Origin of the sequence: Nocardia jiangxiensis NBRC 101359, assembly GCF_000308615.1 — a bacterium.
Taxonomy (GTDB): Bacteria; Actinomycetota; Actinomycetes; order Mycobacteriales; family Mycobacteriaceae; genus Nocardia; species Nocardia jiangxiensis.
This window is the reverse complement of sequence record NZ_BAGB01000047.1, coordinates 46647-72168: the sequence shown is the minus strand read 5'-3', so window position 1 is coordinate 72168 and position 25522 is coordinate 46647. Positions and strand designations below refer to the sequence as shown.

Annotated in this window: 23 protein-coding genes; 15 read left to right on the top strand and 8 right to left on the bottom strand. The window is 67.7% G+C overall.

Annotation, left to right across the window (positions count from 1 at the left end):
* Positions 1–67 precede the first annotated feature (67 nt).
* On the bottom strand, positions 68–988 hold the full coding sequence (locus ON40_RS51945; RefSeq protein WP_040825287.1) for a TIGR03619 family F420-dependent LLM class oxidoreductase: 921 nt from the start codon (positions 986–988) through the stop codon (positions 68–70).
* 751 nt (positions 989–1739) lie between these two features.
* Here ON40_RS51945 and ON40_RS20750 point away from each other — a divergent pair.
* From ON40_RS20750 to ON40_RS20740, 3 genes are all read left to right on the top strand, one after another.
* A complete protein-coding gene (locus ON40_RS20750; RefSeq protein ID WP_218008827.1) occupies positions 1740–2783 on the top strand; it encodes a zinc-dependent alcohol dehydrogenase in 1044 nt (347 codons plus the stop codon).
* Positions 2784–3025: 242 nt separating this feature from the next.
* Positions 3026–3850 (top strand): mycofactocin-coupled SDR family oxidoreductase, encoded by an 825-nt coding sequence (locus ON40_RS20745; RefSeq protein WP_040825282.1) that lies wholly within the window; start codon positions 3026–3028, stop codon positions 3848–3850.
* 19 nt (positions 3851–3869) lie between these two features.
* Positions 3870–4613 (top strand): enoyl-CoA hydratase/isomerase family protein, encoded by a 744-nt coding sequence (locus tag ON40_RS20740; protein ID WP_040825280.1) that lies wholly within the window; start codon positions 3870–3872, stop codon positions 4611–4613.
* A gap of 68 nt (positions 4614–4681) precedes the next feature.
* On the opposite strand, the gene ON40_RS20735 is transcribed toward ON40_RS20740, so the two are convergent.
* A complete protein-coding gene (locus ON40_RS20735) occupies positions 4682–5281 on the bottom strand; it encodes a TetR/AcrR family transcriptional regulator (RefSeq protein WP_040825278.1) in 600 nt (199 codons plus the stop codon).
* Positions 5282–5326: 45 nt separating this feature from the next.
* On the opposite strand from ON40_RS20735, the gene ON40_RS20730 reads away from it, so the two are divergent.
* The gene (locus ON40_RS20730; RefSeq protein ID WP_051193420.1) at positions 5327–6220 is read left to right on the top strand and encodes an SDR family oxidoreductase; all 894 of its coding nucleotides are present in this window, start codon (positions 5327–5329) and stop codon (positions 6218–6220) included.
* A gap of 15 nt (positions 6221–6235) precedes the next feature.
* On the opposite strand, the gene ON40_RS20725 is transcribed toward ON40_RS20730, so the two are convergent.
* The gene (locus ON40_RS20725; RefSeq protein WP_040825276.1) at positions 6236–7000 is read right to left on the bottom strand and encodes an SDR family NAD(P)-dependent oxidoreductase; all 765 of its coding nucleotides are present in this window, start codon (positions 6998–7000) and stop codon (positions 6236–6238) included.
* Between the two features lie 297 nt (positions 7001–7297).
* Here ON40_RS20725 and ON40_RS20720 point away from each other — a divergent pair, with 297 nt between their 5' ends.
* From ON40_RS20720 to ON40_RS20710, 3 genes are all read left to right on the top strand, one after another.
* Positions 7298–8470, top strand: a complete 1173-nt coding sequence (locus ON40_RS20720) for a thiolase family protein (RefSeq protein WP_040825275.1) — start codon at positions 7298–7300, stop codon at positions 8468–8470.
* A 185-nt stretch (positions 8471–8655) separates the two neighbouring features.
* A complete protein-coding gene (locus tag ON40_RS20715; protein ID WP_040825273.1) occupies positions 8656–9903 on the top strand; it encodes an ABC transporter substrate-binding protein in 1248 nt (415 codons plus the stop codon).
* Between the two features lie 137 nt (positions 9904–10040).
* Complete coding sequence (locus ON40_RS20710) at positions 10041–10709, top strand: PaaI family thioesterase (protein WP_245567915.1); 669 nt, start codon at positions 10041–10043, stop codon at positions 10707–10709.
* On the opposite strand, the gene ON40_RS20705 is transcribed toward ON40_RS20710, so the two are convergent.
* A complete protein-coding gene (locus tag ON40_RS20705) occupies positions 10700–11770 on the bottom strand; it encodes an AMP-binding protein (RefSeq protein WP_306305394.1) in 1071 nt (356 codons plus the stop codon). The two genes, ON40_RS20710 and ON40_RS20705, sit on opposite strands and share 10 nt — an antisense overlap.
* A gap of 95 nt (positions 11771–11865) precedes the next feature.
* Positions 11866–12234, bottom strand: a complete 369-nt coding sequence (locus ON40_RS55785; RefSeq protein WP_306305393.1) for an AMP-binding protein — start codon at positions 12232–12234, stop codon at positions 11866–11868.
* A gap of 196 nt (positions 12235–12430) precedes the next feature.
* Here ON40_RS55785 and ON40_RS20700 point away from each other — a divergent pair, with 196 nt between their 5' ends.
* The 3 genes from ON40_RS20700 to ON40_RS20690 are packed head-to-tail and all read left to right on the top strand — an operon-like array spanning position 12431 to position 15938.
* On the top strand, positions 12431–14383 hold the full coding sequence (locus ON40_RS20700) for an ABC transporter permease (protein ID WP_051193359.1): 1953 nt from the start codon (positions 12431–12433) through the stop codon (positions 14381–14383).
* Positions 14380–15219 carry an ABC transporter ATP-binding protein gene (locus ON40_RS20695; protein ID WP_051193358.1) on the top strand — a complete coding sequence of 280 codons (840 nt, stop codon included), beginning with the start codon at positions 14380–14382 and terminating at the stop codon, positions 15217–15219. The genes ON40_RS20700 and ON40_RS20695 overlap by 4 nt, the downstream gene beginning before the upstream one ends.
* Positions 15216–15938: an ABC transporter ATP-binding protein gene (locus ON40_RS20690; protein WP_040825271.1), complete on the top strand. Its 723-nt coding sequence runs from the start codon at positions 15216–15218 to the stop codon at positions 15936–15938. The genes ON40_RS20695 and ON40_RS20690 overlap by 4 nt, the downstream gene beginning before the upstream one ends.
* A 44-nt stretch (positions 15939–15982) precedes the next feature.
* On the opposite strand, the gene ON40_RS20685 is transcribed toward ON40_RS20690, so the two are convergent.
* Positions 15983–17461 carry an aldehyde dehydrogenase family protein gene (locus ON40_RS20685; protein ID WP_040825270.1) on the bottom strand — a complete coding sequence of 493 codons (1479 nt, stop codon included), beginning with the start codon at positions 17459–17461 and terminating at the stop codon, positions 15983–15985.
* Between the two features lie 251 nt (positions 17462–17712).
* Here ON40_RS20685 and ON40_RS20680 point away from each other — a divergent pair, with 251 nt between their 5' ends.
* From ON40_RS20680 to ON40_RS20670, 3 genes are read left to right on the top strand one after another with little or no spacing between them, the layout of a single operon-like run.
* Positions 17713–18021 (top strand): hypothetical protein, encoded by a 309-nt coding sequence (locus ON40_RS20680; RefSeq protein WP_040825873.1) that lies wholly within the window; start codon positions 17713–17715, stop codon positions 18019–18021.
* 7 nt (positions 18022–18028) lie between these two features.
* Positions 18029–19537 (top strand): ANL family adenylate-forming protein, encoded by a 1509-nt coding sequence (locus tag ON40_RS20675; protein ID WP_040825268.1) that lies wholly within the window; start codon positions 18029–18031, stop codon positions 19535–19537.
* A 57-nt stretch (positions 19538–19594) separates the two neighbouring features.
* The gene (locus tag ON40_RS20670; RefSeq protein WP_040825267.1) at positions 19595–20617 is read left to right on the top strand and encodes a phosphotransferase family protein; all 1023 of its coding nucleotides are present in this window, start codon (positions 19595–19597) and stop codon (positions 20615–20617) included.
* Positions 20618–20797: 180 nt separating this feature from the next.
* Here the strand turns inward: ON40_RS20670 and ON40_RS20665 are convergent, their stop codons facing one another.
* On the bottom strand, positions 20798–21574 hold the full coding sequence (locus ON40_RS20665; protein ID WP_174435055.1) for an SDR family NAD(P)-dependent oxidoreductase: 777 nt from the start codon (positions 21572–21574) through the stop codon (positions 20798–20800).
* Positions 21571–22890 (bottom strand): acyl-CoA dehydrogenase family protein, encoded by a 1320-nt coding sequence (locus ON40_RS20660; protein WP_040825265.1) that lies wholly within the window; start codon positions 22888–22890, stop codon positions 21571–21573. The genes ON40_RS20665 and ON40_RS20660 overlap by 4 nt, the downstream gene beginning before the upstream one ends.
* A gap of 155 nt (positions 22891–23045) precedes the next feature.
* On the opposite strand from ON40_RS20660, the gene ON40_RS20655 reads away from it, so the two are divergent.
* Both ON40_RS20655 and ON40_RS20650 read left to right on the top strand, forming a co-directional pair.
* The gene (locus ON40_RS20655) at positions 23046–24278 is read left to right on the top strand and encodes a CaiB/BaiF CoA transferase family protein (protein WP_040825263.1); all 1233 of its coding nucleotides are present in this window, start codon (positions 23046–23048) and stop codon (positions 24276–24278) included.
* A 42-nt stretch (positions 24279–24320) separates the two neighbouring features.
* Positions 24321–25520 (top strand): cytochrome P450, encoded by a 1200-nt coding sequence (locus ON40_RS20650; RefSeq protein WP_040825261.1) that lies wholly within the window; start codon positions 24321–24323, stop codon positions 25518–25520.
* The last annotated feature ends 2 nt before the right edge of the window (positions 25521–25522 follow it).

Sequence of the window (25522 nt, the reverse complement as noted above, 5' to 3'; positions counted from 1 at the left end):
TTGCTGATCGGCGTCTTCCGCTCAGTGAGATGAGCCCGCGGCGCGCCGGGATCGCGCGGGTGTTTTCTCATTCCAGCCGGGGCATGATCTCCTCGGCCAGCCAGTGCAGACGTTCGACATAGTGCTCGAGGCTGTCCAGCTTCGGTAGCGGCGGTGCGACCTCGGTGACGCCCAGGCTCTGCACCCAACCGATCTGATCGAGGAGTTTCTGCACGTTCCAGGTGTCGAAGTCGTGATCGTCGGCCCGGCTGCTGTGCGCTTGACCGAGCCGGAGATTGGCGAGGTTGAAGAACACATCGACGGTCTGCCCGCGATATTCGGGATGGGATTTGATCCGGTCGATGCCCTCGGAGATCCGTTCCGGCGGAGTCAGATACGGCGACCAGCCCACGCCCCACTCGGCCACGCGGCGGAAGGTCTGCGGTACGTCACCGGCGAACCAGAGGCCGACGCTGTGACCGCCGATCGGCTTCGGTTCCGCCGCGATATCGTCGAACTCGACGAATTCGCCTCGGTGGCTTGTGAATTCGCTCGACCAGATCTCCCGCATGGCCTCGATGTACTCGTCCAGGCGACGGCCTCGGGTGTGGAAATCCACGCCGAGTGCATCGAATTCCGCGCGCATCCACCCGGCCCCGACGATCAGGTCGGCGCGTCCGCCGCCCAGCCAGTCCAGCGTGGCCCACTGCTTGGCCTGCACGATCGGATGCTGAAGTGCAATCACACTGACGTTGGCGGCCAAGCGAATTCGCTCGGTGTGCCCGGCGAGGTAGGCCAGCGCGGTGGTGGCGTGCATGTAGTGCGCTCCGGATGCGGCCACATGCTCCCTGGGCACCGCGAAGTGCTCACCCACACTCAGGCGGCCGAAGCCGAGCCGGTCGGCCAGCGCCGCGATCCGCCCGATCTCGGCGCCGCCGACGCTGTCCTGCCAGGGTTGCAGCAGCGTCGTGACCCGGTGGTTGTTGGGAATCGTCAGGTTGAGTTGCACTGTGGACCTCGTTCGGTGGGAGCTCGATGCGCCGAGGCGGGTCGGGGGGTGTGGCCGATCGCGGTGCGCTGTGACGCCGGTGCGGACACGACGGCCGGGTGGGACCCGATTCGGTGGCTCGCCCGGATAGACGAGCGGTCGGCCTCCGCACCTTAGCCGAGGCGCGCACCGTGCGCGGTCATGCTGAACCGGCGCACGGTCCGGGTGTAAGCATCGGCGACGATCTCTTCGTCGTGGGGTCAGCCGGTGCTTGCCTGGCCCGTACTCGGCGATGGAACTGCCCGATTCGGTTGCTCGCCTGGATATGTGCGGTCGGCCTCCGCACCCTAGCCGAGGCGTGCACTCTGCGCTGTCATGCTGGACCGGTGCGCGGTCCGGGTGTGCGCATCGGCGACGATCTCTTCGCCGTGGGGGTCGGCTGGTGCTTCCCTGGTCCGTGCTCGGCGATGGGACTGTCCGATCCACCGGTCCGTGTCGTGCTGGACCGCACTGTCGAGACTCCGGTATCGAGTGAGATCGCCGGCCCGGTCCGGGTGCTCCGGGACGCGCGTTCCGTCGATCGGGAAGGATAACTGCCGGATAGCCTGATTGCGCGGCCACGCGTGAGAGGCGCGCCTGATGCCTGGTATCGGCCGATGGTGTAGCGGGCTACACCATCGGGCCGGGACTGTGCTCTCTCGTTGCCGAGGGCGCGGAGCGGGATCGTAGGAAGCGGTAATCCGCTGGAGAAAGTGGGCAGGACATGTCGTCGATGAAGCTCGTTCGAACCGGTGCCGTGGACCGGATCGAGGTGGTCGAGGTCGAACGGCCGGTGCCCGGTCCCGCCGACGCGCTCGTGCGGATCCGGGCCTGCGGTATCTGCGGAACCGACGCGACCTTCCTGCACATGGGCGGCACCCCGATCGACGCGGCCGGAAATCCGCTCGGCGACGGCAGGCTGCGGTCGCTGCCACTGGGACACGAACCCGCCGGTGAGGTCGTCGAGGTCGGCGCGGAGGTGACGGATCTGAAGGTCGGCGATCATGTCGTGGTGAATCCGCAGGGCGCGCCCTCGGGCATCATCGGGTGCGGCGGGGCGCTGGGCGGGATGAGTGAATATCTGCTCATTCAGGATGCGGTTGCCGGGAAAAGCGTTGCGGTACTGCCAGATTCGGTGCCGTTCGGAGTCGCCGCGCTGAACGAGCCGATGGCCGTCTCGCGGCACTGTGTGAATCGGTCGGAGGCGGGCCCCGGCGACAAGGTGATCGTTTTCGGTGCCGGTCCGATCGGTCTGGGCGCGGTGATCTGGTTGAAACTGCGCGGTGTGCAGCACGTCGCGGTCGCCGATGTGATCGCCTCGCGGCTGGAGACCGCGCTGGCGGTGGGCGCGGACGCCGTCATCGACTCCTCGCGAGAGGATGTGCCCGCGCGGCTACTGGAACTGCACGGTACGGGCCGTAACGCACTCGGCCAGCCGCGCCCCGGCACCGATATCTACATCGATGCCGCGGGCGCGGCCGTCGTGGTGAACACCGCCCTGCGGACCGGTAAGTGGGGCGCGAAACTGGTGATGGTCGCCGTGCACAGCAAGCCCGCGCCGATCGATATCGGCGCCATGCTGCGCAGCGAGATGACCATCGTCGCCTCGCAGGGCTACCCGACCGAGATCTTCGAGGTGACGCCCGAAATCGCCGAGCACGCCGAACGATTCGCGAAGCTGATCAGCCACCGCATCCCGTTCGACACGGTGGAGCGCGCCTTCGAGCTGACCCTCACACCGGGCGCGGCGGAGAAGGTCGTGGTCACCTTCGACTGATCCGAGCCGCCTACCCCGGGACCGGGATCCGCCGCTCGCGCGCTGCGCCCGGCCGGGATATCGCGCGGCGATCGGCGGTCCTCGGTGCGGCTCGGGTTCGCCGCTTCCGCTGAGTGAGAGGAGAATCACGGGAATTCGGGCAGGCTGCCTACGCTCCGGCCAGCAATATCAACTGATTTCGCACGACGCGCGCTGACCTGCGTTGTCACCGGCGCGGTGCGCAGTATTGGACGGGAGCAGCGGTGAGCCTCCAGGGACATGTCGCATTCATTACCGGTGCGGGCCGCGGACAGGGACGGGCGCACGCGGTGCGGCTCGCGCGTGAGGGCGTCGACATCATCGGTATCGATATTTGTGAAGACATTCCGTCGATGAATTATCCGAATGCGACGGCGGAAGATCTCGACGAGACGGTTCGCCTGGTCGAGGAGCAGGGGCGTCGCATGGTCGCCCGCCAGGCGGATGTGCGCGATTTCCACGGTTTGCAGAAGGCATTCGACGAGGGTCTGGCCGAATTCGGCCGGGTGGATATCATCCTGGCCAATGCCGGTATCGTGCGCCTGGGGCCCGAGTCGGATTTCCTGACCGAGTGGCAGGACGTCATCGATGTCAACCTCACCGGCGTCTTCCACACGATTCGCGCGGCCCTGCCCGCCTTGCGTGCCGGCGGCCGGGGCGGCTCGATCGTGCTGACCAGCTCGAGTGCCGGGCTCAAGGGCACCGCGTCGGTGCAGGCATCCGGAACCGCGTACACCGCGGCGAAGCGCGGCCTGGTCGGGCTCATGCAGTGCCTGGCCAACGAGCTGGCCCCGGAATGGATTCGAGTCAACACCATTCACCCGACCGGTGTCATCAGCGGTATGACGCAGAATCCCGTCACGCAGGCGATGATGGCCGAAGCCGCCGCCGGCGGCCAGAACGATATCTCGACGATGCAGAATGCGCTGCCGATCTCGATCCTCGAGGCTTCGGATATCGCCAATGCGGTCGCATTCCTGGTATCGGAACAGGCCAAATTCATCACCGGTGTCCAGTGGCCGCTCGACGCCGGTTTCTCGGTCCGCTGATTTTTCACAGGAGCATCCGATGTCCGATCCCGAATACTTCGGTAAATATAAGACGATCGCCTTCGAAAGGGATGACAAGGGCATCCTGATCGTGCGATTCCACAGCGACGGCGGACCGGTCGTCTATACGAAGGAACATCACACCGAAAGTGTGGATGCGTTCTACGAGATCGGTAAGGATGTCGACAACCGAGTCGTCATCCTGACCGGCACCGGGGACAGTTTCATCAATGACGCCCGCTGGGATGACCCGGTATCGGGCCCCGGCGATTGGGAGAAGGTCCACCGCGAGGGTAAGCGGATGCTGCGGAATCTGCTGGATATCGAGGTTCCGGTCATCGCGGCGATCAACGGCCCGGCGACGATCCATGCCGAATTGGCGGTCCTGTCCGATATCACTCTCGCCTCGTCCGATACGGTATTCGCCGATACGCCGCATTTTCCGGGCCACACCGTGCCGGGAGACGGGGTGCACGTCGTCTGGCAGGAACTCCTGGGTTCCAATCGGGGCAGGTACTTCCTGCTGACCGGTCAGCAGCTCAGCGCGAGCGAGGCGCTGGCGCTCGGGGTGGTGAACGAGGTGCTCGAGCCGGAGGCGCTGCTGGGCCGGGCTCGCGAGCTGGCCGAATACATCATCGCGCGGCCGCCGCTCGTCACGCGGTATACCCGCACTGCGATCACTGTGCGCTGGAAGCGATTGCTCGACGAGGCTCTCGGTTACGGTCTCGCGCTCGAGGGTCTGGGCGTGCTGAGCCTGCGGTGAGGCGGGCGCGGGCGGCGGGTCCGCGGGGGCGGATCTGCCGGCCGAGCGGGCACGGCCGTCGAATTCACCTACTGCGCCGACATTTTCGCGGGGATGGTCGCGAATGCGGTGTCGAAGATCTCCCGGGCCTGCCGCGCGACGTTCGGTCGTTCCGCGGGATCGGTTTTGGCCAGTGTGGTGGCGAGCATGGCTACCGCGAGCATCGCGTGATCGGCGGTGAGGTGAGTGCCCATCCGCCCGGCGGCCTGTTCGCGCTCGATGATCCGGGCGGCGCTGTCGCGGGTGCGCTCGCCCAGGCGGATCACCCGGGGATCGGTGCCGTTGGTGGTGAGCAGTTCGGTCAGCGCCGCGGAGGTCTGTGCTTGTTCGGCGATCCGGTCGAACAGGTCGTTGAGCATGTAATCATCCTGTGTCACAAGCGATTCCAGCTCCTGGATGCTGTCCTCGAAGACGGCGAGGCCGAGTGCGACCCGATCGCTGAAATGCCGGTACAGACTGCCCTGCCCGACCCCGGCGCGGCGGGCGATCTCGCGCAGGGGCGCGTTGTAGCCGAGTTCGGCGAAGACCTCGCCGGCCGCGTCGATGAGGGCCTGCCGGTTCGCCGGTCCGGCACTGGGTCCGCGATTGGCTTTCGGAGTCTCGCGTTTTGCTTTCGGAGTCTGGGGCACACGTGTAGCGTAGTACCGGACAGAGTGGTCCGGATGGAGGTTGCCATGGCAGCGTGTTGGTCCCGGGAGAATGCACCGCGCGATGTCACGGTGGGTGTGGTCACCGGAGTGGGGCGCGCACTCGGCGCGGCGTGCGCGCGCCAGCTCGTCGACCACGTGGATACGCTGCTGCTGACCGATCCGGATCCGCACGCGGCGATGGCCGCGGCGCGCGAACTCGTCGAGGACGCGGATGTCGCCGCCGAACCGTTCACCCTCGACCTGGCCGACGATGACGGCCTCGCGCGACTGACCGAGCGGATCACCGAGCTCGGCACACTGCGCGGGGTCGCGCACGCCGACTTCCGCTCGCCCAGCCTGGCCGACTCGCGTCAGATTCTCGGTGAGCTCGTCGCCGCCGCCCGGCTCACCGAGGCGCTGCGTCCCTTGGCGGACAACGGAACCGCCATGGTGGTCCTGGCCGCCATGGGCCCGCTGCTCGACCCGAACGCCCCCGATCCGGCGGCTCTGGCCATCCTGGACGACCCGTTGAACCCCGAGTTCCCGGACCGCATCCGCGAGTTGCTCGGACCCGTCCTGGACGAACCGGCGCGGGCGCACACGTGGATCAGCCGTGGTGTGCATCGCCTCGTGCGGCGGGAGTCGGTGCGGCTGGGGGCCGTCGGCGCGCGCATCTGTTCGGTCACCCCGGGCATCATCGATACCCCGCTGATTCAGCTCGAGGCCGCCGAATATCCGGGCATCGACCGAATCGTGCAGCGAACACCGTTGCGGCGCAAGGGATATGCCGAGGAGGTCGCGGCCGTGGTCGCCTTCGCGCTCTCGGAACAGGCGAGCTTCCTCAACGGCACCGACCTGCTGGTCGACGGCGGCGCCTGCGCCGCCGCCGCGGTCGGCGAACCGAACGGCGCGGGGCGGGCGCAGGTGCTGGCGAGCTGAAGCCCGTGTCCCGGCTCAGCGGGGACCGAAGCGCTGGCCCGCGTCCAGGCGTAGGCACTGGCCGTTCAACATTGGGTTCTCGATGACGGCGAGGGCGAGTTTGGCGTATTCCTCGGGGTGGCCCAGCCGGCGCGGGAAGGCGGCATCCTTCACCAGCGCGGCCCGGGTCTCCTCCGGAATCTTCGCTGTCGCACCGGTTTCGAACAGGCTGGGCGCGATGGCCACCACGCGGATGCCCAGTGAGCCCAGATCGCGGGCCATCGTCAGCGACATGCCGGCGATGGCGGCCTTGGCTGCGGAATAGGCAACCTGCCCGATCTGCCCCTCGAAGGCGGCGATCGAGGAGGTGTTGACGATGACGCCGCGTTCGCCGTCGGCGTCCTCGGGTTCGTTGCGGCTCATCCGCTCCGCGGCCAGTCGGCTGATGTTGAAGGTGGCCACGGCGTTGAGGTCGAGGATCCGGCGGAAGGCGTCCAGATCGTGCGGACCGGCCTTGCCGAGCGTCCGCGCCACGCTGCCGCCACCGGCGGTTGTCACCGAGACATGCAGTCCACCAAGGGATTCCACTGCATCATCCATGGCCCGCTCGGTGCCCTCGAAATCGGTCACGTCGACGGGGTGAAAGCTGCCGCCGAAGGCCGCGGCCACCTCCGCGCCCGCCGAGCCCGCGCGGTCGAGCACGGCCACCTGCGCGCCCCGCGCCGCGAGCAGTTCGGCGCTGGCCCGGCCCATACCGGAGGCCCCGCCGAACACCACGGCCTTCTTACCTTTGATCTCCATCGAATTCCTTTCGCGCTAGCGCATTGCCGATGCCCGCACAGCGGCGCGCCGAGACGGATGCGTTGACCGAAAACTCATCTGGTCCAGCGATATTCGTCTGTCGGGGAGTTGCCGACCCGGCTCGGCGCGGGATGACCCGCATCGCCGGCACAGGCTCGGATTCGCGGGTCGTAGCCCCGGCGCCCGATCGGGCGGTTACCTAAGAAAGTGCACTGTTTATCGTCTCGATATGTGTCATGTGTCGATCTTTTGCCGCGTGTGAGCCTTGCCTGATGGAAATAGAGTACAACAAACATTATGACTGAAGCTGTTTTGCTCTCCGCCTGCCGCACCCCTATCGGCACTGCTCGCAAGGGGACCCTGCGCGATACCAGCGCCTTCGACCTCGCCACCCTCGTCGTCCGGGAGGCGGCCGCGCGCAGCGGTGTGCCGCTCGCGGACATCGACGACGTCGTGCTGGGTGAATCCCTGGCCGGCGGCGGGGATATCGCCCGCTACGCGGCCATCGAGGCCGGGCTGACCCATGTTCCCGGACTCGCGCACAACCGGCATTGCGCGTCGGGCCTGGCCAGCGTGGCGAGCGCCGCGGCGAGCGTGCGAGCGGGGATGGACCGAGCGGTCATCGCCGGGGGAACCCAGTCCTCGTCCACCGCCCCGGTGCTGCGGCGGCGGATTCCGGGCAGCGACGACTGGCAGGATCCGTGGAGCTCGCCGTCCCATGTCTCCACACCCGATGCGCCGAACAACGATATGGCCGTGCTGGTCGGCTGGAACACCGCCGAGCTGGCCGGGATAACCCGGCCGGAGATGGACGCCTGGGCGCTGCGATCGCATCAGCGTGCGATCGGGGCGATCGATGCGGGTGTGTTCGCCGACGAGATCGTCCCGGTCGAGGTCACCGGAAGAGACTGGACGACAACGGTTTTCGAGGTCGACGAGCATCCCCGGCGCGATACCGGAATCGAGAAACTGGCCGCGCTGAAGCCGCTGCATCCCGAGATCGAGGGGTTCTCCATCACGGCGGGGAATTCCAGCGGCGTCAACGACGGTGCCGCCGCGGTCGTCGTGGCCGACGCCGGATTAGCTGCCGCGCAAGGGATTGCGCCCCTGGCGACGGTTCGCGCCTGGGCGAGTGTCGGCGTTGATCCGGTGCGGACGGGCCTGGCGCCGATCGAGGCCATTCGCAAGGCGCTCGATCGCGCCGGTATGGCGATCGGCGAGGTCGATCTGTTCGAGATCAACGAGGCGTTCGCTGCGGTGCCCATTGCCGCGGTGCGTGAGCTGGGGCTGGATCCCGATCGGGTGAATCCGTTCGGCAGTGGCTGCAGCCTGGGGCACCCGATCGCGACGACCGGCACGCGCATGGTCGCCACCCTGGCGCATGAACTGCGTCGTCGTGGCGGCGGGGTCGCGGTCGCGGCCATGTGTGCCGGTGGCGGCATGGGATCGGCGCTCGTGCTGAGCGCGTGAGCTGTTGTGATCGCGTCTCACGCATCTCCGGGCTGAATTAAGAGTGCTCTGATAATGGCCGTATCTCGCGCGAACATGGGAGATATCCACATACATATCGAGACAAAGTGCACTCAATATGTTGAACTGTATCCCTGACGCGCCTTCCGGCACCGTCGCCGGGAGGCGGGGGATGGAGGTTACAGATGCGGAGAGTCGGCGCGATCGCGGCCGCGGTATGTGCTGCGGCACTTGTTCTGTCCGCCTGCGGTCCGGGTGGTACGGGCGTCGCTACGAACGGGCCCGTCAATGTCGGTGTGCTGACCTCGCTCAGCGGTGTTGCGGCCGGTCAGTACGCCGATTCCGAACGCGGCGCACAGGCCCGGTTCGCGGCGTACAAGGATGCGGGAGGCAAGTGCGCGTCCCGTGGATTCGACGTGGTCGTGGGCGACGATCAATCCACGCCCCAGGGCGCGCTGACCGCGACGCAGCGGCTGGTGCAACAGGAACACGCGTACGCGGTCCTGCCGATCAGCACCTACTTCTATGGCGCGGGTCAGTACGCGGGCACCCAGGCCAAGCAGACGCCGTTCCTCGGCGGCGCGTTCGACGGCGGTGATCAGTGGCTGAATCCGAAGTACGGCAACCTGTTCGCGGCGATGTCGGGAACCGATTACGACAAAGCGGCCACGACCTACGGTGACTATTGGAAGCGGATCGGCGGCACCAAGGTGGCCGTCGTGGCCGCCAACACCCCGAGTGCCGCGAAGTCGGGCGAGGGCGCCGCGCTGTCGGCGGAACACGCTGGGCTGCAACGGGGTTACATCAACGAACGCGAACCCCTCGGTCCCATGGACGTCGGTCCGGCGGTCCTGGGTATCGAACAATCCGGTGCGGACGTGCTGTACGCGGTGCTGCTGCCCAATACCGCCTACGCGCTCGTCGCCGCCCTGCACCAGGCCGGCATCCAGATGAAATCGGTGCTGCTGGCCACCGGCTACGGTGCGGATCTGCTGAAATCGCCGCCCGCGGTCGCCTCGGCGCAGGGGATCGGCTTCCTGACCTCTTATGCGCCAGTGGAATTGAACACACCGGTCACCCAGGCGTGGAGTGCGGCATTGCGGAAGTACGCGGGCTCGCAGACCGGGCTGCCTTCGTTCTCCATGGCCGTCGGCTGGATCAGCGCCGACCTGCTCATCCACGGGCTGGAGCTGGCCGGATGTCATGCGACGCAGAGCCAGTTGATCAATGCCCTGCGCGCCGACAAGACGTTCACCGCCGGTGGCCTGTTCCCGCAGCCGGCCGAACTCCGGCAGCGTGGCACGTATTCCGTAGGCGGCCCGGGCAACTGCTCCTACGTCTCCATTCTTCGTGGTCAGGCGTTCGCGCCCGACCCGAACGGCTCGCCCGCGTGCGGTACCGAAATCCCCGGCGTGCGGGTCGAACCGAAGTAGGCGCACTTGTGGGCCGCTGCCGAATGTGATCGATTGTTCGGGGCGGCCCACACCGCGCAGAAGGAGGGAACCGTGCAGAACGGACGAGAATACGACGGGGCCCGGGGTCGGTCGCATACCGCACGCGTGGCGATCCGATGACCGCCGAACTGCATCGCAGTCGTCGGCGCGATCCGATGCTGGGGCTGAGTATTCCCGAGCCGCAACAGCTTCCGCACGTGAACTGGCGGACCGGGGAGAGCCCCGCGGCCCCGGACGGATATGCCGACATGGTCGCGGAACTGCGGTCGTTCCTGGACCATGTCGCGGCGGCACGGCCGGACACCGCGACCGTCGCCGCCCTGACTGCCGATCTGCGCGCCTGGCGCGAGCGCCTGGCCCCGGCCGCGGTATCGGAGACCGAACAGATCTTCGGCCACAGCTACGAGGTGCCGGGTCGCGGCCAGACCATGTCACCACTCCTGCGGGTGGAACGGGCGGATCGGTCGAGCGTGAGGGGCACAGTCTTCTTCGGGCGGCTGTACTTGGGTGGCAACGGCGCGGTGCACGGCGGCGCGATCCCGCTGATGTTCGACGAGGTCCTGGGCAGACTGGCGAACTCCGCGGATCGCCCCGTCGCGCGCACCGCCTACCTGCACACCGACTACCGGTCGATCACCCCGATCGGCGTGGAACTGTCCGTGCACGGCTGGTTCGTCAGCGAGCAGGGCCGCAAGCGGGTGGTCCGCGCCGAACTCCGCGACGGCGATGTGCTCTGCGCCGAGGCCGAGGGCCTGTTCATCGCGTTGAATCCCGGTCAACCCTGAGCGGAGATCCCCGGTGGCGCATAGCGTTTCAGTAATTCGCGGCGCAGGATCTTACCGCTCGGCAGCCGCGGAGCCGGTTCGAAGGAGACGGATTTCGGGCACTTGTAATGGCCCAGGTTCGCCCGGCAGTAGGCGATCAGCTCCTCGGCGGTGCCCGGCCCGGCCGCATCGGGGTCGGCGGGCTGGACGACCGCGTGCACCTGCTGCCCGAATTCCGGATCCGGGATGCCGATGACCGCGACATCCTCGACCGCGGGATGCAGGGCCAGAGCGTCCTCGATCTCCTGCGGGTAGATGTTCACCCCGCCGGACAGGATCAGATCGGTGCGCCGGCCGGACAGGTACAGATAGCCCTCGGCGTCCACATGCCCGAGGTCGCCGAAGGTATTCCACCCGCGATCATTGTGTGCGGCAGCGGTTTTGGCCGCATCGCGATGATAGGAGAAACTGCCCGCATCGCTGAACCAGACCGTGCCGATCCGATCGGGACCCAGCTCGGTGCCCTCGTCGTCGCAGATGTGCACCGCGCCGCGGATCGGGCGGCCGACCGAACCTCGGTGCGCGAGCCAGTCCGGGGTGTCGATCATGCAGAAGCCGGTGCCCTCGGTGCCTCCGTAGAACTCGGTCAGCACGGGGCCGAACCAGTCGATCATCTGCTCCTTGACCTCGACCGGACAGGGTGCGGCGGAATGGATTACGGTGCGCAGGCCCGAGACGTCGCAGCCCCGGCGCACCGGCTCGGGCAGCTTCAGCATGCGCACGAACATCGTCGGCACGAACTGGCCGTGCGTGATTCGATGCCGATCGATCAGGCACAGCGCGTGTTCGGCGTCGAATTTCTCCATCACCACGGCCGTGCCACCGTTGCGGATCGTGCCGAGGGTCCAGGCCAGGGGAGCGGCGTGATAGAGCGGACCGGGACTGAGATAGACGGTGTCCCTGCCGAATCCGAGGGCCGCGGCCATGCGGTGATCGATGGCCAGGCCGGCGCCGAACGGCGCGCCGGAGAGTTCGGGCAGGATGCCCTTGGGCCGTCCGGTCGTTCCGGACGAGTAGAACATGTAGTAACCCTCGGCCTCGTCGTCGAGCGGCGGCGCGGCGGAGGTAGTCGCGGCGAGGTCGTCCAGACTCGGCGCGCCAGGGGCCTCGCCGGCGCTCAGCCACCGTAGCCCGGGCAGGTCGGCAACGAGTTGCGCGGCCTGCCGGCCAGGGTGGGCGCGGAGATCAGCAGGCGCGCCCCGCAGTTCGCCACGATGTAGCGTGCCTCGGACTGCGCGAGATGCCAGTTCACCGGCGTGTACCGCAGACCGGCCCGCTGTGCCGCCCACACCGTGGGGAACACCTCGAGGGTGTTGTCGAACAGCAGCGCGATGTGATCACCTGTGCGCAGGCCGATCTCGCGGAATACGTGGGCGATCCGGTTCGAGCGTTCCTCCAGCTCACGGTAGGACAGGGTGGCTCCGGAACCGCCCATGACGATCGCGGGCTTGTCGCCCAGTTCCGCCGCCAGTGTGGTGAGCCGCAATGTCCTTCTCCTTGTCGTGCCGGTCCGGACTCCAGTTGACCATATTAAGTATCCTTTGTATGGAAAATTATGGCGAGATGCTTGGGAAATTTGCCGGTGATGTCTTGACGGGCTGCGATATTGAGCGCACTCTTACTGAACGTTCCACCAAGGGTGTGGACCTCTCCGGAGCCCTGCCACCGTCAGGAGCCTTCCCTTGCTCTCCTATGTCCTCGCCGGCCTGGCCCTGGGCGCGGTCTACGCGATCGCCGCGGCGTCGCTGGTCGTCACCTACGTCTCGTCCGGGGTGTTCAATTTCGCGTTCGGGGCCATGGCCTTCGCCGTCGCCCGCGTGTACTACTTCCTGCACGTCCAGCACGGGCTCTCGGTGCTGCCTGCCGCGATCCTTGCGATCGTGGTGTTCGGCCCGGTGCTGGGCGTCGTGCTCCACGCGCTGTTGTTCCGGTATCTGCGGCTGCGCTCGCCGCTGGTCAAGATCGTCGCCACCATCGGGTTGTCGGTTGCGTTGCCGCCCTTGGCGAATCTGGTGTTCGGGCAGCTGTCCGACACCACCGCGCCGGGGCTGGCGAGCGAACCGCTGCGGGTGTTCCACCTGTTCGGCGCGGTGGTGAACATGAATCAAGTGATCACCTACGTGGCGCTGGTGCTGGTGCTGCTGGTCGGCACGGCGCTGCTGCGGTTCACCGATATCGGCCTGCAGGTGCGGGCGCTGGTGGATTCCGAGGCGCTCACGGCCATGTCCGGCATCAGCCCCGCCCGGATATCGCTGGGCGTCTGGGCGCTGAGTGCGTTGCTGGCCGGCCTTGCCGGTGTGCTCATCGCGCCGACCGCGGGCCTGTCGGTGGACGGGATGACGCTGCTGATGGCCGCCGCGTTCACCGCGGTGGTCGCCGCGCGGCTGCGGAGTCTTCCTGTGGCCGTGGGTGTTTCGCTCGTCATGGGGATCACCACGAGTGTGATCCAGAAATACCTGAACCCGCAGGATCCGTTTTCCACCCAGATCGTGCCCAGTATCCCGTTCCTGTTCATGCTGGTCTTCCTGCTCTATTACGCGCTGCGCGGTAAGGCCGGTGATCCAGTGCTGGGCGGGGCGCTCGATCGCGCGATCCGGGTGGACAACGCTCCCGAAGGGGCCGCGATCCGGCTCGTCACCGGGCGGATCCGGCCGTCCGCGCAGTTCGCCGGTCCACTGATCACGCTGGTAGTCGTCGCGGTGCTGCCGTGGGTGCTCGACGACTTCTGGGCGGGGCTGATCGGCGCGGGAATCGCGCTCGGGATCGCGCTGCTGTCCTACACCCTGGTCATCGGCGAGGGCGGGATGACGTGGCTGTGCCAGATCACCTTCGCCGGATTCGGCGCGATCATCGCCGCGGAACTGGCCACCGACGCCGGCTGGCCCCCGCTGCTCGCGGTCCTGGTGGCCGCGGTGTGCGTGGTGCCGATCGGGGTGGTGCTCGGCCTGTTGACCATTCGCCTGGGAAATCTGTACGTCGCCCTGGTGACGCTGACCTTCGGGCTGCTGGCCCAGAACCTGATCTTCCTGCGGGACCGGTTCTACAACTCCGGTCAAGGTGTCTCCTCGCCGCGCCCCGACTGGGCCTCGCAGAATACGGTTTTCGCGCTGCTGGCACTCGCGGTGTTCGCGGTGCTGGCGGTGATCGTGCTGAATCTGCGGCGCTCGACCGCCGGACTGGCCGTGACGGCCGTGCGCTCGAGCGAATCGGGATCGCGCACCATGGGATTGAGCATCGTGCAGATGAAGGTGCTGGTCTCCGCGGTCGCCACCTTCGTCGCCGCGCTCGGCGGCGGGTTCCTGGCCCTGAATTATCAATCGGCACTACCGGATTCGTTCAATCCCTTCCAGGGCCTGGTATGGCTGGCGGTGCTGGTGACGCTGGGTTCCCGGTCGATCATCGGCGCGCTGGTCGCCGGGGTGGCGTTCGCCGTACTGCCCGCGGTCTTCCAGACCTACCTGCCCACCAGCTGGGCGCAGATCCCGGTCATCGCGTTCGGCCTCGGCGCGATCATGCTCGCGCGTAATCCGGACGGCCTGATCGCGTTGCACGCCAGGCAATTACGCGCGGTCGGCCGATGGCGGCGGCGCGGCGAGCGCACGGCCGAGGTGGTCGTGCAGGGGGAGTCGGCATGAGCACGACGGATTCTGCGCCCGCGCGCATCGAGGCCCGGGGCGTGAGCGTGCGATTCGGCGGCCTGGTCGCGCTGAACGAGGTCGATCTGCAGGTGCCACCGGCGTCGGTGGTGGGACTGGTAGGTCCGAACGGCGCGGGAAAGAGCACGCTGTTCGCCGTGCTGTCCGGACTGCTGCGGCCCAGTTCGGGGCGGGTGCTGATGAACGGTCGGGACGTCACCGGGGCGAGTGCGCAGGCGCGTGCGCGGCGCGGCCTGGCCCGCACCTTCCAGCATCCGGAACTCTTTGCCGGACTGAGCATTCGAGAACATGTGGTGCTCGCCTACCGGATGCGGCACGCCAGGCGGCGGATCTGGACCGATCTGGTCACCGCCGGAGCCTTCCGGCGTGCCCCCGCCGCGGAGGATCGCAGGGTCGAGGAGATTCTCGCCGCTCTGCACCTGGATACCCGGGCACACCAGCCGGTCGCCGGATTGCCTTTGGGCACAAGCCGTTTGGTGGAGATAGCCCGAGCGCTCGCACTCGATCCGACCGTTCTGCTGCTGGACGAGCCGTCCTCCGGACTCGACGCCCGCGAAACCGACGAGCTTGCCGCCACACTCACCCGCGTCGTGGCCGAGCACGGCGTCTCGCTGCTGTTGGTCGAGCACGACGTCGAGCTCGTGCTCGGGCTCAGCGATATCGTGCACGTGCTCGACTTCGGCGTAGGGATCAGCGCGGGCACCCCGGACGAGGTGCGGGTGGACCCGGCCGTGCGGGCCGCGTACCTGGGCACGGCCGAGGAGCTCGATGCCGCCGCCGAGAACAGCACCGACCCGGAAAGAGTCGTCACATGACCGCACCGTCCGCACTGCTCACCGTTCGCGACCTGCACGTCGATTACGGTGTGGCACAGGCTCTCAGAGCAGTCAGTTTCGAGGTCTCACCCAATTCCGCGCTGGCCGTCCTCGGGCCCAACGGCGCGGGCAAGAGCACGCTCGCGCGGGCCCTGTCCGGGTTGATCGCACCGACCGGTGGCAACATCGAATTGGACGGTCGTGACCTGACCGGCGTTGCGCCCGAACGGATCCGGCGGGCCGGGCTGATCCACCTGCCCGAGGGGCGCGGGGTATTCCCGGCGTTGACTGTCCTGGAGAACCTGCGCATGGCCACCGCCCGCGACCGGCGGGCCAGGGCCGCGGCCATCGAGCGGGCCTTCGATATCTTCCCGGTGCTGCGGCGGCGGCAGCGTCAGGCGGCGGGGACATTGTCCGGGGGAGAGCAACAGATGCTTTCTCTCGCACGGGCATTGATGGTCGAACCCCGGCTGGTGATCGCCGACGAGATGTCGCTGGGCCTGGCGCCCAAGATGGTCGATCTGGTCTTCGAGAGTCTGCAGCGGGCCCGCGCCGAGGGCGTGGCGGTGATCATGATCGAACAGTTCGCGAGCCGGGCGCTGGCCTTCGCCGATCGGTGCCTGATCCTGCAGCGCGGGCAGGTCGCCTGGGCGGGCGAGGCCGATCGCGCCGGAGATGAGCTGCTGCACCGGTATCTGGGCAGCGCCACCGCGGCCTGACACCGAGGCGGTCGCGGAATATCTGCAACCGCAATCGGTTTCGCTCAGCGCGCCGCCCAGCTGATCGTCTTGGTCTGCAGGAATTCGTCGAGACCGAATTCGCCCCACTCCCGGCCGATGCCGCTCTGCTTGTAGCCGCCGAACGCCGAACGCGGGTTGACCCCGGCGCTGCCGCCGTTGATCGCGACGCCCCCGGCTCGGATCCGCGTCGCCAGCTCGTACGCGGCGACCGTGTTCGCGCTCCAGACCCCGGCGGCCAGGCCGTACGGGCTGTCGTTGGCGATCCGGATCGCGTCCTCATCCGTGCGGTATGGAATGACCACGCCGACCGGGCCGAAGAATTCCTGCTGCGCGATCGCCATCGAATTGTCGACATCGGCGAACAGGGTCGGTTCCACGAACCAGCCGCGATCCAGCCCGGCCGGCCGTCGACCACCGGTGACGATCCGCGCGCCCTGCTGTTCGCCGAGCCCGATCAGCCGCTCGACCTTGTCCCGCTGCGCCCGGCTGATCAGCGGACCCATCGTGGTCGACTCCTCGGCCGGATCGCCGACCCTGACCTGCGTCAGCCGGGCGCGCAACCGCTCGACGAATTCGTCGTGTACTGATTCGTGCACGATCGTGCGGGTCAGCAGCGAACAGCCCTGGCCCGCGTGCGTGGTGATGCCGACGAACGCGGACCCGGCCGCGCCGTCCAGATCACCGTCCGCGCGAACGATATTGGCGGATTTGCCGCCCAATTCGAGCACGGCCTTCTTCATCGAGGCGGCGGCCTGGGTGTAGACCGCACGGCCGACGGTGTCGGAACCGGTGAAGCTGACCAGATCCACCATGGGGTTCGTGGTGAGCTCCCGTCCGGCCTCGATATCGCCGGTGACGATGTTGAGCACCCCGGGCGGCAGTCCGGCGACATCGGCGAAGTCGCCGATCAGCAACGATTCCAGCGGGGTCGCGGGCGCGGGTTTCAGCACGGCGGTACAGCCCGCGGCCAGGGCCGGGATGACCTTCATCATGCTGAGGAAGAACGGGAAGTTGTAGGCCGAGATCAGCGCACACACACCGTAACCCTCGCGCCGCAGCACGCCCTGCGAGATGCCGATTCCCGGCGCGACGGTGGGATCCATCGGCCGCTCCCACGCGAAGGCGGGCATCACGCGTTCGGCCATATCGCGCAGATGCGTGAGCGGGACCTGGGTCTGCAGGGTCTGTGCGAGCGCGCGGACGGATCCGGCCTCGGCGATATTGACCGCGACCAGTTCGGGCAGGCGGCGCTCGATCTCCTGCGCCATGCGCAGCAGTACCGCGGCCCGCTCGGCGGGTTTCATCCGTGGCCACGGGCCCTCGTCGAATGCCTTGCGCGCCGCGGTGATCGCGCGGATCACGTCGGCGGGCGAGGATTGCGGTACCTCGGCGATGGTCTCCTCGGTCGCGGGATTTCGTACCACGATGGGTTCGCCGGATTCGCCGTCGGTGCGGCGCCCGTCGATGTACAGCCCGGTCGAGAACGAGTACGCCGTCGTCATGCTCTGTCTCCTGAAAGCGTGCGGTGTGTCGTGGTGCCGGAGCTGACATCGAACTCTCCGAAAGCGGGCACTCTTTTCTGGAGCGTACGGCAGCGCCGTCGCCAGGTCCAGCCTCCCGTACGGCGGCATAATCAGCTCAGTATTCGGCCGGATCGGATCCCGATGCAAGGAACCATTCGTCGTGATCGGTTATTTCCGTATACTCTTCTACGGATCCATGACCCGACGAGATATCCGTGGAGGACGCTGCGATGAAGCCACGCGTGGGCCAGACACTCGCCAGCACGGTCGACGCGACGACGGTCGTGGTCGTCCGCTGGCCGGACGACGACCTGAAGATCACCTGCGGCGGAGCGGATATGGCCGATCCGCGCGAGGCGGCAGGTACCGGCGGCAGCGCCGACCCCGCCCAGCAGGACGGCACCCAGCTGGGCAAGCGCTACGCCGATGAGGAACTGGGCGTGGAATTGCTGTGCACCAAGGCCGGACAGGGCACCCTCGCGCTGAACGGTGCGCCGCTGCCGCTCAAGAACGCCAAGCCGCTGCCGGCGTCGGACTGAGGTCCCGATGAACATCTCGATGCTGCTGGAGATGGCCGCCGACGGATTCGGTAACCGCACCGTGGTCGGGCGCACCGAGGACGGTTTGACGCCCGTCCGGCTGCGTGCGCTGGCCGCGGGCGGGGCCGAACTGGTGCGGGCCGCCGATGCCGACGCCATCGTGTATCTCGCGGTGAACGGCCCGGCCTTCCCGGCCGCCTTGTTCGCCGCGGCTCACGCGGGGGTGCCGCTCGTCCCGGTCAACTACCGTCTGGGCGCGCAGCAACTGGACGCGCTGCTGTCGAATCATCCACGCGCGGTGAGTATCGCCGATCCGGAACAGCACGAGGCGCTGCGCCGCGCGGGTGTTCGGTCGGTGCGTTCGCCGGACGAATGGCTCACGGCCGCAAGCGATTCCGCGGACGAGGCGACCGACCCGATCGAGTCCGACGCCGCCGCGGTGCTGATCTACACCAGCGGCACCACCTCCGCGCCCAAAGGTGTGGTGCTGAGCCGTCACAACCTGGTGTCGTATGTGCTCGGCACGGTCGAGTTCGCCGGTGCGCAGGAGGACGAGGCGGCGCTGATGAGCGTGCCGCCGTATCACATCGCCGCGGTCTCCAATGTGCTGACCAATCTGTATTCGGGCCGCCGGGTGCTCACGCTCGAGCAGTTCACCCCGGAGCGCTGGCTGGAACTGGTGCGTGCGCAGCGGATCACCAATGCGATGGTGGTGCCGACGATGCTCGCCCGGATCATGGACACCGACGGGCTGGACCGGTCGGTGCCTTCGCTGCGGGCCCTGGCCTACGGCGGAGCCAAGATGCCGGTCCGGGTCATCGAGACCGCGCTGCGCGAATGGCCGCATGTGGACTTCGTGAACGCCTACGGGTTGACCGAGACCTCGTCCACGATTTCGGTTCTCGGCCCGCAGGATCACCGCGACGCGCTCGAGAGTGAGGATCCGCAGGTGCGCGCGCGCATCGGATCGGCCGGTCTGCCGGTGCCCGGAATCGAGCTGGAGGTGCGCGACGAGGAGGACGCGGTGCTCGGCGCGGGCGAGTCCGGGCAGATCTGGGTGCGCGGCGAACAGGTCTCCGGGCAGTACGCCGGGCAGGGCGCGACCGTGGACGAGCGCGGCTTCTTCCACACCCGCGACCAGGGCCGGATCGATGCCGCCGGATACCTCTACATCGAGGGCCGCGCCGATGACACCATCATCCGCGGCGCGGAGAATATCGCACCCGCCGAGATCGAGGACGTCCTGCTGCGGCAGCCCGACGTGCTCGACGCGGTCGTGGTAGGCGTGCCGGACGAGGAGTGGGGCCAGCGCATCGAGGCCGTCGTGGTGACCCGCCACGGCGTCCAACTCGACGCCGAGGCCCTGCGCACGACCGTGCGGCAGACCCTGCGCGGCTCCAAGACCCCGGACCGGATCACCTACTGGCCCGAATTGCCCCGCACCGCAACGGGAAAGCTGGTCCGCCGGGACATCGTCGCGGCACTGAGGACCGAAAACCCCTCGCCCACCCGCTGATCGAGTACCCACCGCGCCTGCCCGGTGATCGATATGTGACGACAGGAGTTCAGGAGTATGAGTATCGCGACCAGCAGTCCGGAGTTGTTGCGGGAGTTGACTTCTCGCACGGCGGTGGCGGTGCGCGAATGGGTGGCCGACGCCACGGTGGAGGGTGTGGAGCCGCTCACCGGTGGCACCTCCAGCCTGACCTTCGTGGCCGCGCTGTCGGGCGTTCCCGCGAGGTACGAGCGGGTGGTGCTCAAAGTCGCGCCGCCGGGGCTGGAGCCGGTGCGCAATCGAGATGTGTTGCGGCAGGCGCACATCATGCGGATCCTCACCGACCGGCCCGGACTGCGCGTGCCGAAGGTGCTGTTCGCCGATGCGGGCGCGGGTCTGCAGGCCCCGCCCTTCGTGGCCATGGAACTCGTGCCCGGACAATGCGTCGAACCGGTCCTGGTACCCCGTGGCACGGTGCCCGCCGATCATGTCCGGGCCCGCGCCTTCGAGGCCGCCCGGATGCTCGCCGCCCTGCACCGGGTGGACACCCGGGAAACCGCCCCGGACGAGCCCGTTGTCTCGCTCGGTGACGAAATCGACCGCTGGACGAGGGCTTTCGGCACGGTCCCGGACGATCTGCGCACCGGGCACGAGGCCGTGGCGCAGCGGCTGCACGAGACGATGCCCGCGCCGATGACCCCCGTGTTCACGCACGGTGACTACCGGCTCGGCAACACGCTGTGCGAGGCCGACCGGGTCACCTCGATCATCGACTGGGAGATCTGGTCCCTGGGCGACCCGCGAGTCGACCTGGCCTGGTTGACCTTCTTCACCGACGAGGCCGCCCACCCCGCATCCGTCTCGGACCTCCCGACCGGCATGCCGACCAAGGCCGAACTCCTGGCCGCCTACGAAGAGGCCGGCGATTCACATCTGGCGGATCTGCCCTGGTTCGAGGCACTGACCAAATACAAGGAGTCCGCCGCGACCGCCCTGCTGATCAAACGCGGCCGCAAGGCGGGCAAGCTCACCGACATGCACCGCCGCATGCAACCCGCCCTCCCGGTCCTGCTGGCCGAGGCGCTGGAACTGCTGCACTGAATTGCGTTGCTGCCCTGGAGGACTCACCGATCATTGCCGCGCGATGCGGGAGTTCTCCGGGGGAGGGTGTCGTCATGGCGCTCGCGTTCGACTCGAGCCGGTGTCGGTCTGAACTCGCACGGACCGAACGTGCGAGGGGGCCGTCGTTTCGACGGCCCCCTCGATTGCGCGGTCGGGATATCAGTACAGCCCGCCGTCGACTCGGATCAGCGCGCCCGTGGTGTAGCTGGAGGCGTCGCTGGCGAGGTAGAGCGCGGTGCTGACGATCTCCTCCGGATTTCCCGGACGACCCAGCGCGCTGCGGGTGCTCTGCCGGGCTTCCTCCGCCCATGCTTTGGAGATATCGGTGAGGAACGGGCCCGCGGAGATGGTGTTGACCCGGACCTTCGGGCCGAATTCCAGGGAGAAGACCGTGGTCAGGACGTTGAGCGCGGCCTTGGCTCCGGCGTAGGGGCCGAACCGGGGCTGGGGGAGCAGCGCACCGGAGGAGGAGATGTTGATGATCGAACCGCCCTCGCCCTCGCTCATGCGCTGACCGATGAGGGAGGCCAGGCGGAACGGGCCCTTGAAATTGACCCCGATCACCTTGTCGAACAACTCCTCCGAGGTCTCCGCGGAAGACGGCGCCAGCGGCGACATTCCGGCATTGTTGACCAGGATGTCGACGTGGCCGAATTCTGCGTAGGCGGCGTCGGCGAGCCGGCCCAGATCGTCCCAGTGCCCCACGTGCGCCGCGACCGGCAACGCCCGCCGCCCCAGGTCCCGGACCTGTTTCGCGGCCGCCTCACAGGCGTCGAGCTTGCGGCTGGCGATCACCACATCGGCCCCGGCGGCGGCGAAGGCGCGGACCATCTCCAGGCCCAGCCCACGGCTGCCGCCGGTGACCAGGGCGACCTTCCCGGTCAGATCGAACAGCTGCGCCGGGGTGACCGGCGGAGTGTCCTGCTCGTTCGTCACGCGTTCACCTCTCCGGACAGGTCGGCGTCATTGATGATGTGCGCGTACCGCTTTCGCGCCTGTTCCAGCTTAGGCGGGATGTGCTCGCTCGGGAACAGGCCCGGCGCCGGCTGATACTTTTTCAGCACCTGCTTGGCGATCGTGGTGCGGTGCACCTCGGTCGGCCCGTCGGCCAGGGCCAGGTTGGGTGCGGCCATCCACCACTTCGCCAGCGGGAGTTCGTTGGTGGTGCCGAGCGAGCCGTGCAGGTGCACCGCCCGCTGGATGATGTCGTGCAGCACCTTGGCCGTCATGACCTTGCACATCGCGATCTGCGTGCGCGCCGCGCCGTGCGGTTGCGTATCGATGATCCAGGCCGTGTGCAGGACCAGCAGCCGGAACTGCTGCAATTCGATCCAGGAGTCCGCGATGAACTGCTGCGCGGCCTGCTTCTCGGCCAGCAGCGTGCCCTGTGTGCGCCGCGACAACGCGCGTTCGGCCATCATGTCGAAGGCGCGGGTGCACTTGCCGACCGAGCGCATCGCATGATGCACTCGGCCGCCGCCGAGCCGGGCCTGGGCGACCTTGAAGCCCTCACCCGGTCCGCCGAGCATGGCGTCGAGCGGGACCCGGACCTGGTGATACCGGATGTAGGCGTGGATGCCCTCGTCCAGGGCGTCGCGTTCGTCCATGGTGGCGACGTTGCGCTTGATCTCGATACCGGGCGTCTCGGCCGGGACGATGAACATCGACATCCGCGCGTGCGGCGGCGCGACCGGGTCGGTGACGGCCATGACGATGAGGAATGTCGCGTACCGGGCGTTGGAGGAGAACCACTTCTCGCCGTCGATCACCCACTCGTCGCCGTCGCGCCAGGCGCGGCAGACGAATTCCTTCGGGTCGGCGCCGGCCTGGGGTTCGGTCATGGAGAAGGTGGACACGATATCGCCGTCCAGCAGGGGTTGCAGGTAGCGGGTCTGCTGCTCCTCGGTGCCGAACATCGCGAGGATCTCCGCGTTGCCGGTGTCCGGCGCGGCGGTGCCGAAAACCGTTGGCGCCCAGTAGGAGCGGCCTAGGATCTCATTGAGCAGGGCGAGCTTGACCTGGCCGTAGCCGGGGCCGCCGAGTTCGGGTCCGAGATGGCAGGCCCACAGCCCCTGGGCGCGTACCTGCTCCTGCAGCGGGCGCAGGATCGCCCGCGACTTCTCGTTGCGGGTGTCGTACGGGTCGCCGCCGTGCGGGAACAGCAGATCGAGCGGCTCGACCTCGGTGCGCACGAACTCCGCGGCCCAGTCCAGTTTGGCCTGGTACTCGGGTTCGACAGTGAAATCCAGCATGGGTCCTCCGGGTCGGTGGGTGTGATGGCTGCCCGCAGCGGCACAAATCAGTAGCCTAAAAGTACACTCTATTCCAACCAACATCTAGAATTGTCTGCTATGTACGCCAATTGCGCGTACTCTATTGGCAGTCACTTGCGAAGAGGAGCCATTCGATGCACAGGCCGATGGAAGGTGTGCGCGTCCTCGAGGTCGCCCAGTTCACCTTCGTGCCCTCCGCGGGCGCCGTACTCGCCGACTGGGGTGCGGACGTCATCAAGATCGAGCACGCCGAACGCGGCGATGCCCAGCGCGGGCTGGTCCGGGTGCTCGGCTACGAAGCGGTCAGCGCGGGCGCGTCGTTCTTCCCGATCATGGAGGGGCCGAACCGGGGCAAGCGCAGTGTCGGTCTCGCACTCGAGAAGCCTGGCGCGCGAAAGGTTCTCGACGAGCTGATCCGCAACAGCGATATCTTTCTCACCAACTTCCTGCCCGAGGCGCGGGCGAAGCTGCGGATCGATCTGGAGGATGTGCGCGCGGCCAATCCGAACATCATCTACGTCCGGGGCAGCGGTTTCGGCGCGCGAGGGCCCGAGGCAGACAAGGGCGGCTACGACAGCACGGCGTTCTGGGCGCGCGGCGGCAGCGCAGCGGGGGTCACGCCCGAGGATTCGGACCGGATGACGCGCATGCCCGCCGGCGCCTACGGCGATTCGATCGGCGGGATGACCATTGCGGGCGGTATCGCCGCGGCGCTGTATGCCCGCGCGACGACCGGCGAGCCGTCCGTCGTGGACGTCTCCCTGCTCGGCGTCGGAGCATGGGCCACCCAGTTCACCGCGAATATGGCCCTGCTCTCGGGCGGCCCGCTGCCGCCGAAGATCCAGCCCGAGCACGGTTCGGCGACCAACCCGCTGGTCGGGGCGTATCGGACCGCGGATGCGCGCTGGATCGAGCTGTCGATGCTGCAGCCGGGCCGGTACTGGCCGGAATTCTGCCGATTGGCCGGGCGCGAGGAACTGATCGAGGACGAGCGGTTCGACAGCACCGCCAAGCTGATGGCCAACGCGGCCGAGGCCGCGCAGATCGTCGCGGAGATCATCGCCGGACGGAACTTCGAGGACTGGGTCGAGATCCTGGGCCGCGGTGAGGGGCAGTGGGCGGCGGTGCAGAACTCGTGGGAGGTCGGTCAGGATCCCTCCCTGCGGGCCAACGGACTCATCGCCCCACTCGAGGACGTCGACGGCGTGCAGCGCGAAATGATCACCAACCCTGTGCAATTCGACGAGACTCCCGCGATGCTCACGCGCGGACCGCAATTCGCCGAGCACACCGACGAGGTGCTGCGCGAATTGGGCATCGACGACGAGGAACTCATCGCGCTGAAGATCGATGGCGCCGTGACCTGATCACCCTCGCGAACAGGCAGACATTCGATGAGAGGATCCGCGATGAGCACATCGCTCGAACCCCGGGGGACCCACGAGGGCGCTCCCGCATACCATTTCGACAATCGGGTGGTCGGCCCGCTGCTCAGTCACCAGGAACGCTGGGATGAGCTCGCCGGAACCCATTCCGGATTCAGAAGTACCGTCGCCCAAGGCTATTGGGTGGTGACCGACAGCGAGGCGGTGCAGGGCGCGCTGCAGGACTGGCGAACGTTCTCCAGCTCGTCGGTCGCGGCGCTGGACCCGGATCCGAAGTACATGTGGATCCCGGAGATGCTCGATCCGCCGCAGCACACCACCTGGCGGCGGCTGTTGGGCTACGAATTCGGGCCCAAGCACATCGCCACCCTGGAACCGGAGATCCGGCGGGTCGCGGCCGAGATCATCGACCGGCTGGCGCCCACCGGCGGTGCGGACGTGCTGGATGAGTTCACCCGGCAGTTCCCGACCCGGGTGTTCATGAATGTGGTCGGACTGCCCGAGGAGGATCTGGACCAGTTCCTGGCCTGGGTGCACGATCTGCTGCACCTGACCCATGCCGAGGACCCGGACGGCAGCCGTCAGATGGTCGCCATGCGGGCGGTGTCGTCCTACTTCGACGAGCAGATCGCGCTGCGCCGCGAGGCTCCCCGCGACGATCTGCTCTCGCGCGCGATGAGCTGGGAGATCGACGGCGCGCCCATCAGCGACGCGGATATGCACGCCTTCTGCATCCTGCTGTTCCAGGCCGGATTCGACACCGTGCCGGTCTCCATCGGCTGGGCGCTGTATCACTTCGCGTGCCATCCGGAGCAGCGCGCGGCCATTCTCGCCGACCCGTCGCTGGTGGCCAACAGCGTCGAGGAGATCCTGCGGGTCTACTCGTTCGTCGTCCCGGCGCGAAAGGCCGTGCAGGACACCGAGATCGGCGGTTGTCCGGTCAAGGCCGGCGAGATGGTGATGCTGCCGCTGGCGGTCTGCAACCGCGACGCCGAGCGGTACGAGGACCCCTTGCAGGTGGATCTGCACCGCACGACGAACAACCACATTGCGTTCGGTTCGGGCCCGCACCGCTGCCTCGGCTCGCATCTGGCCCGCCTCGAGCTGACCGTGGCGATCGAGGAGTGGCACAAGCGAATTCCCGACTACCGGATCGTGCCAGGTCAGGACCTGCAACAGACCGGCAACATCTACGGTCTCATTTCCCTGCGGATGGAGTGGTGACG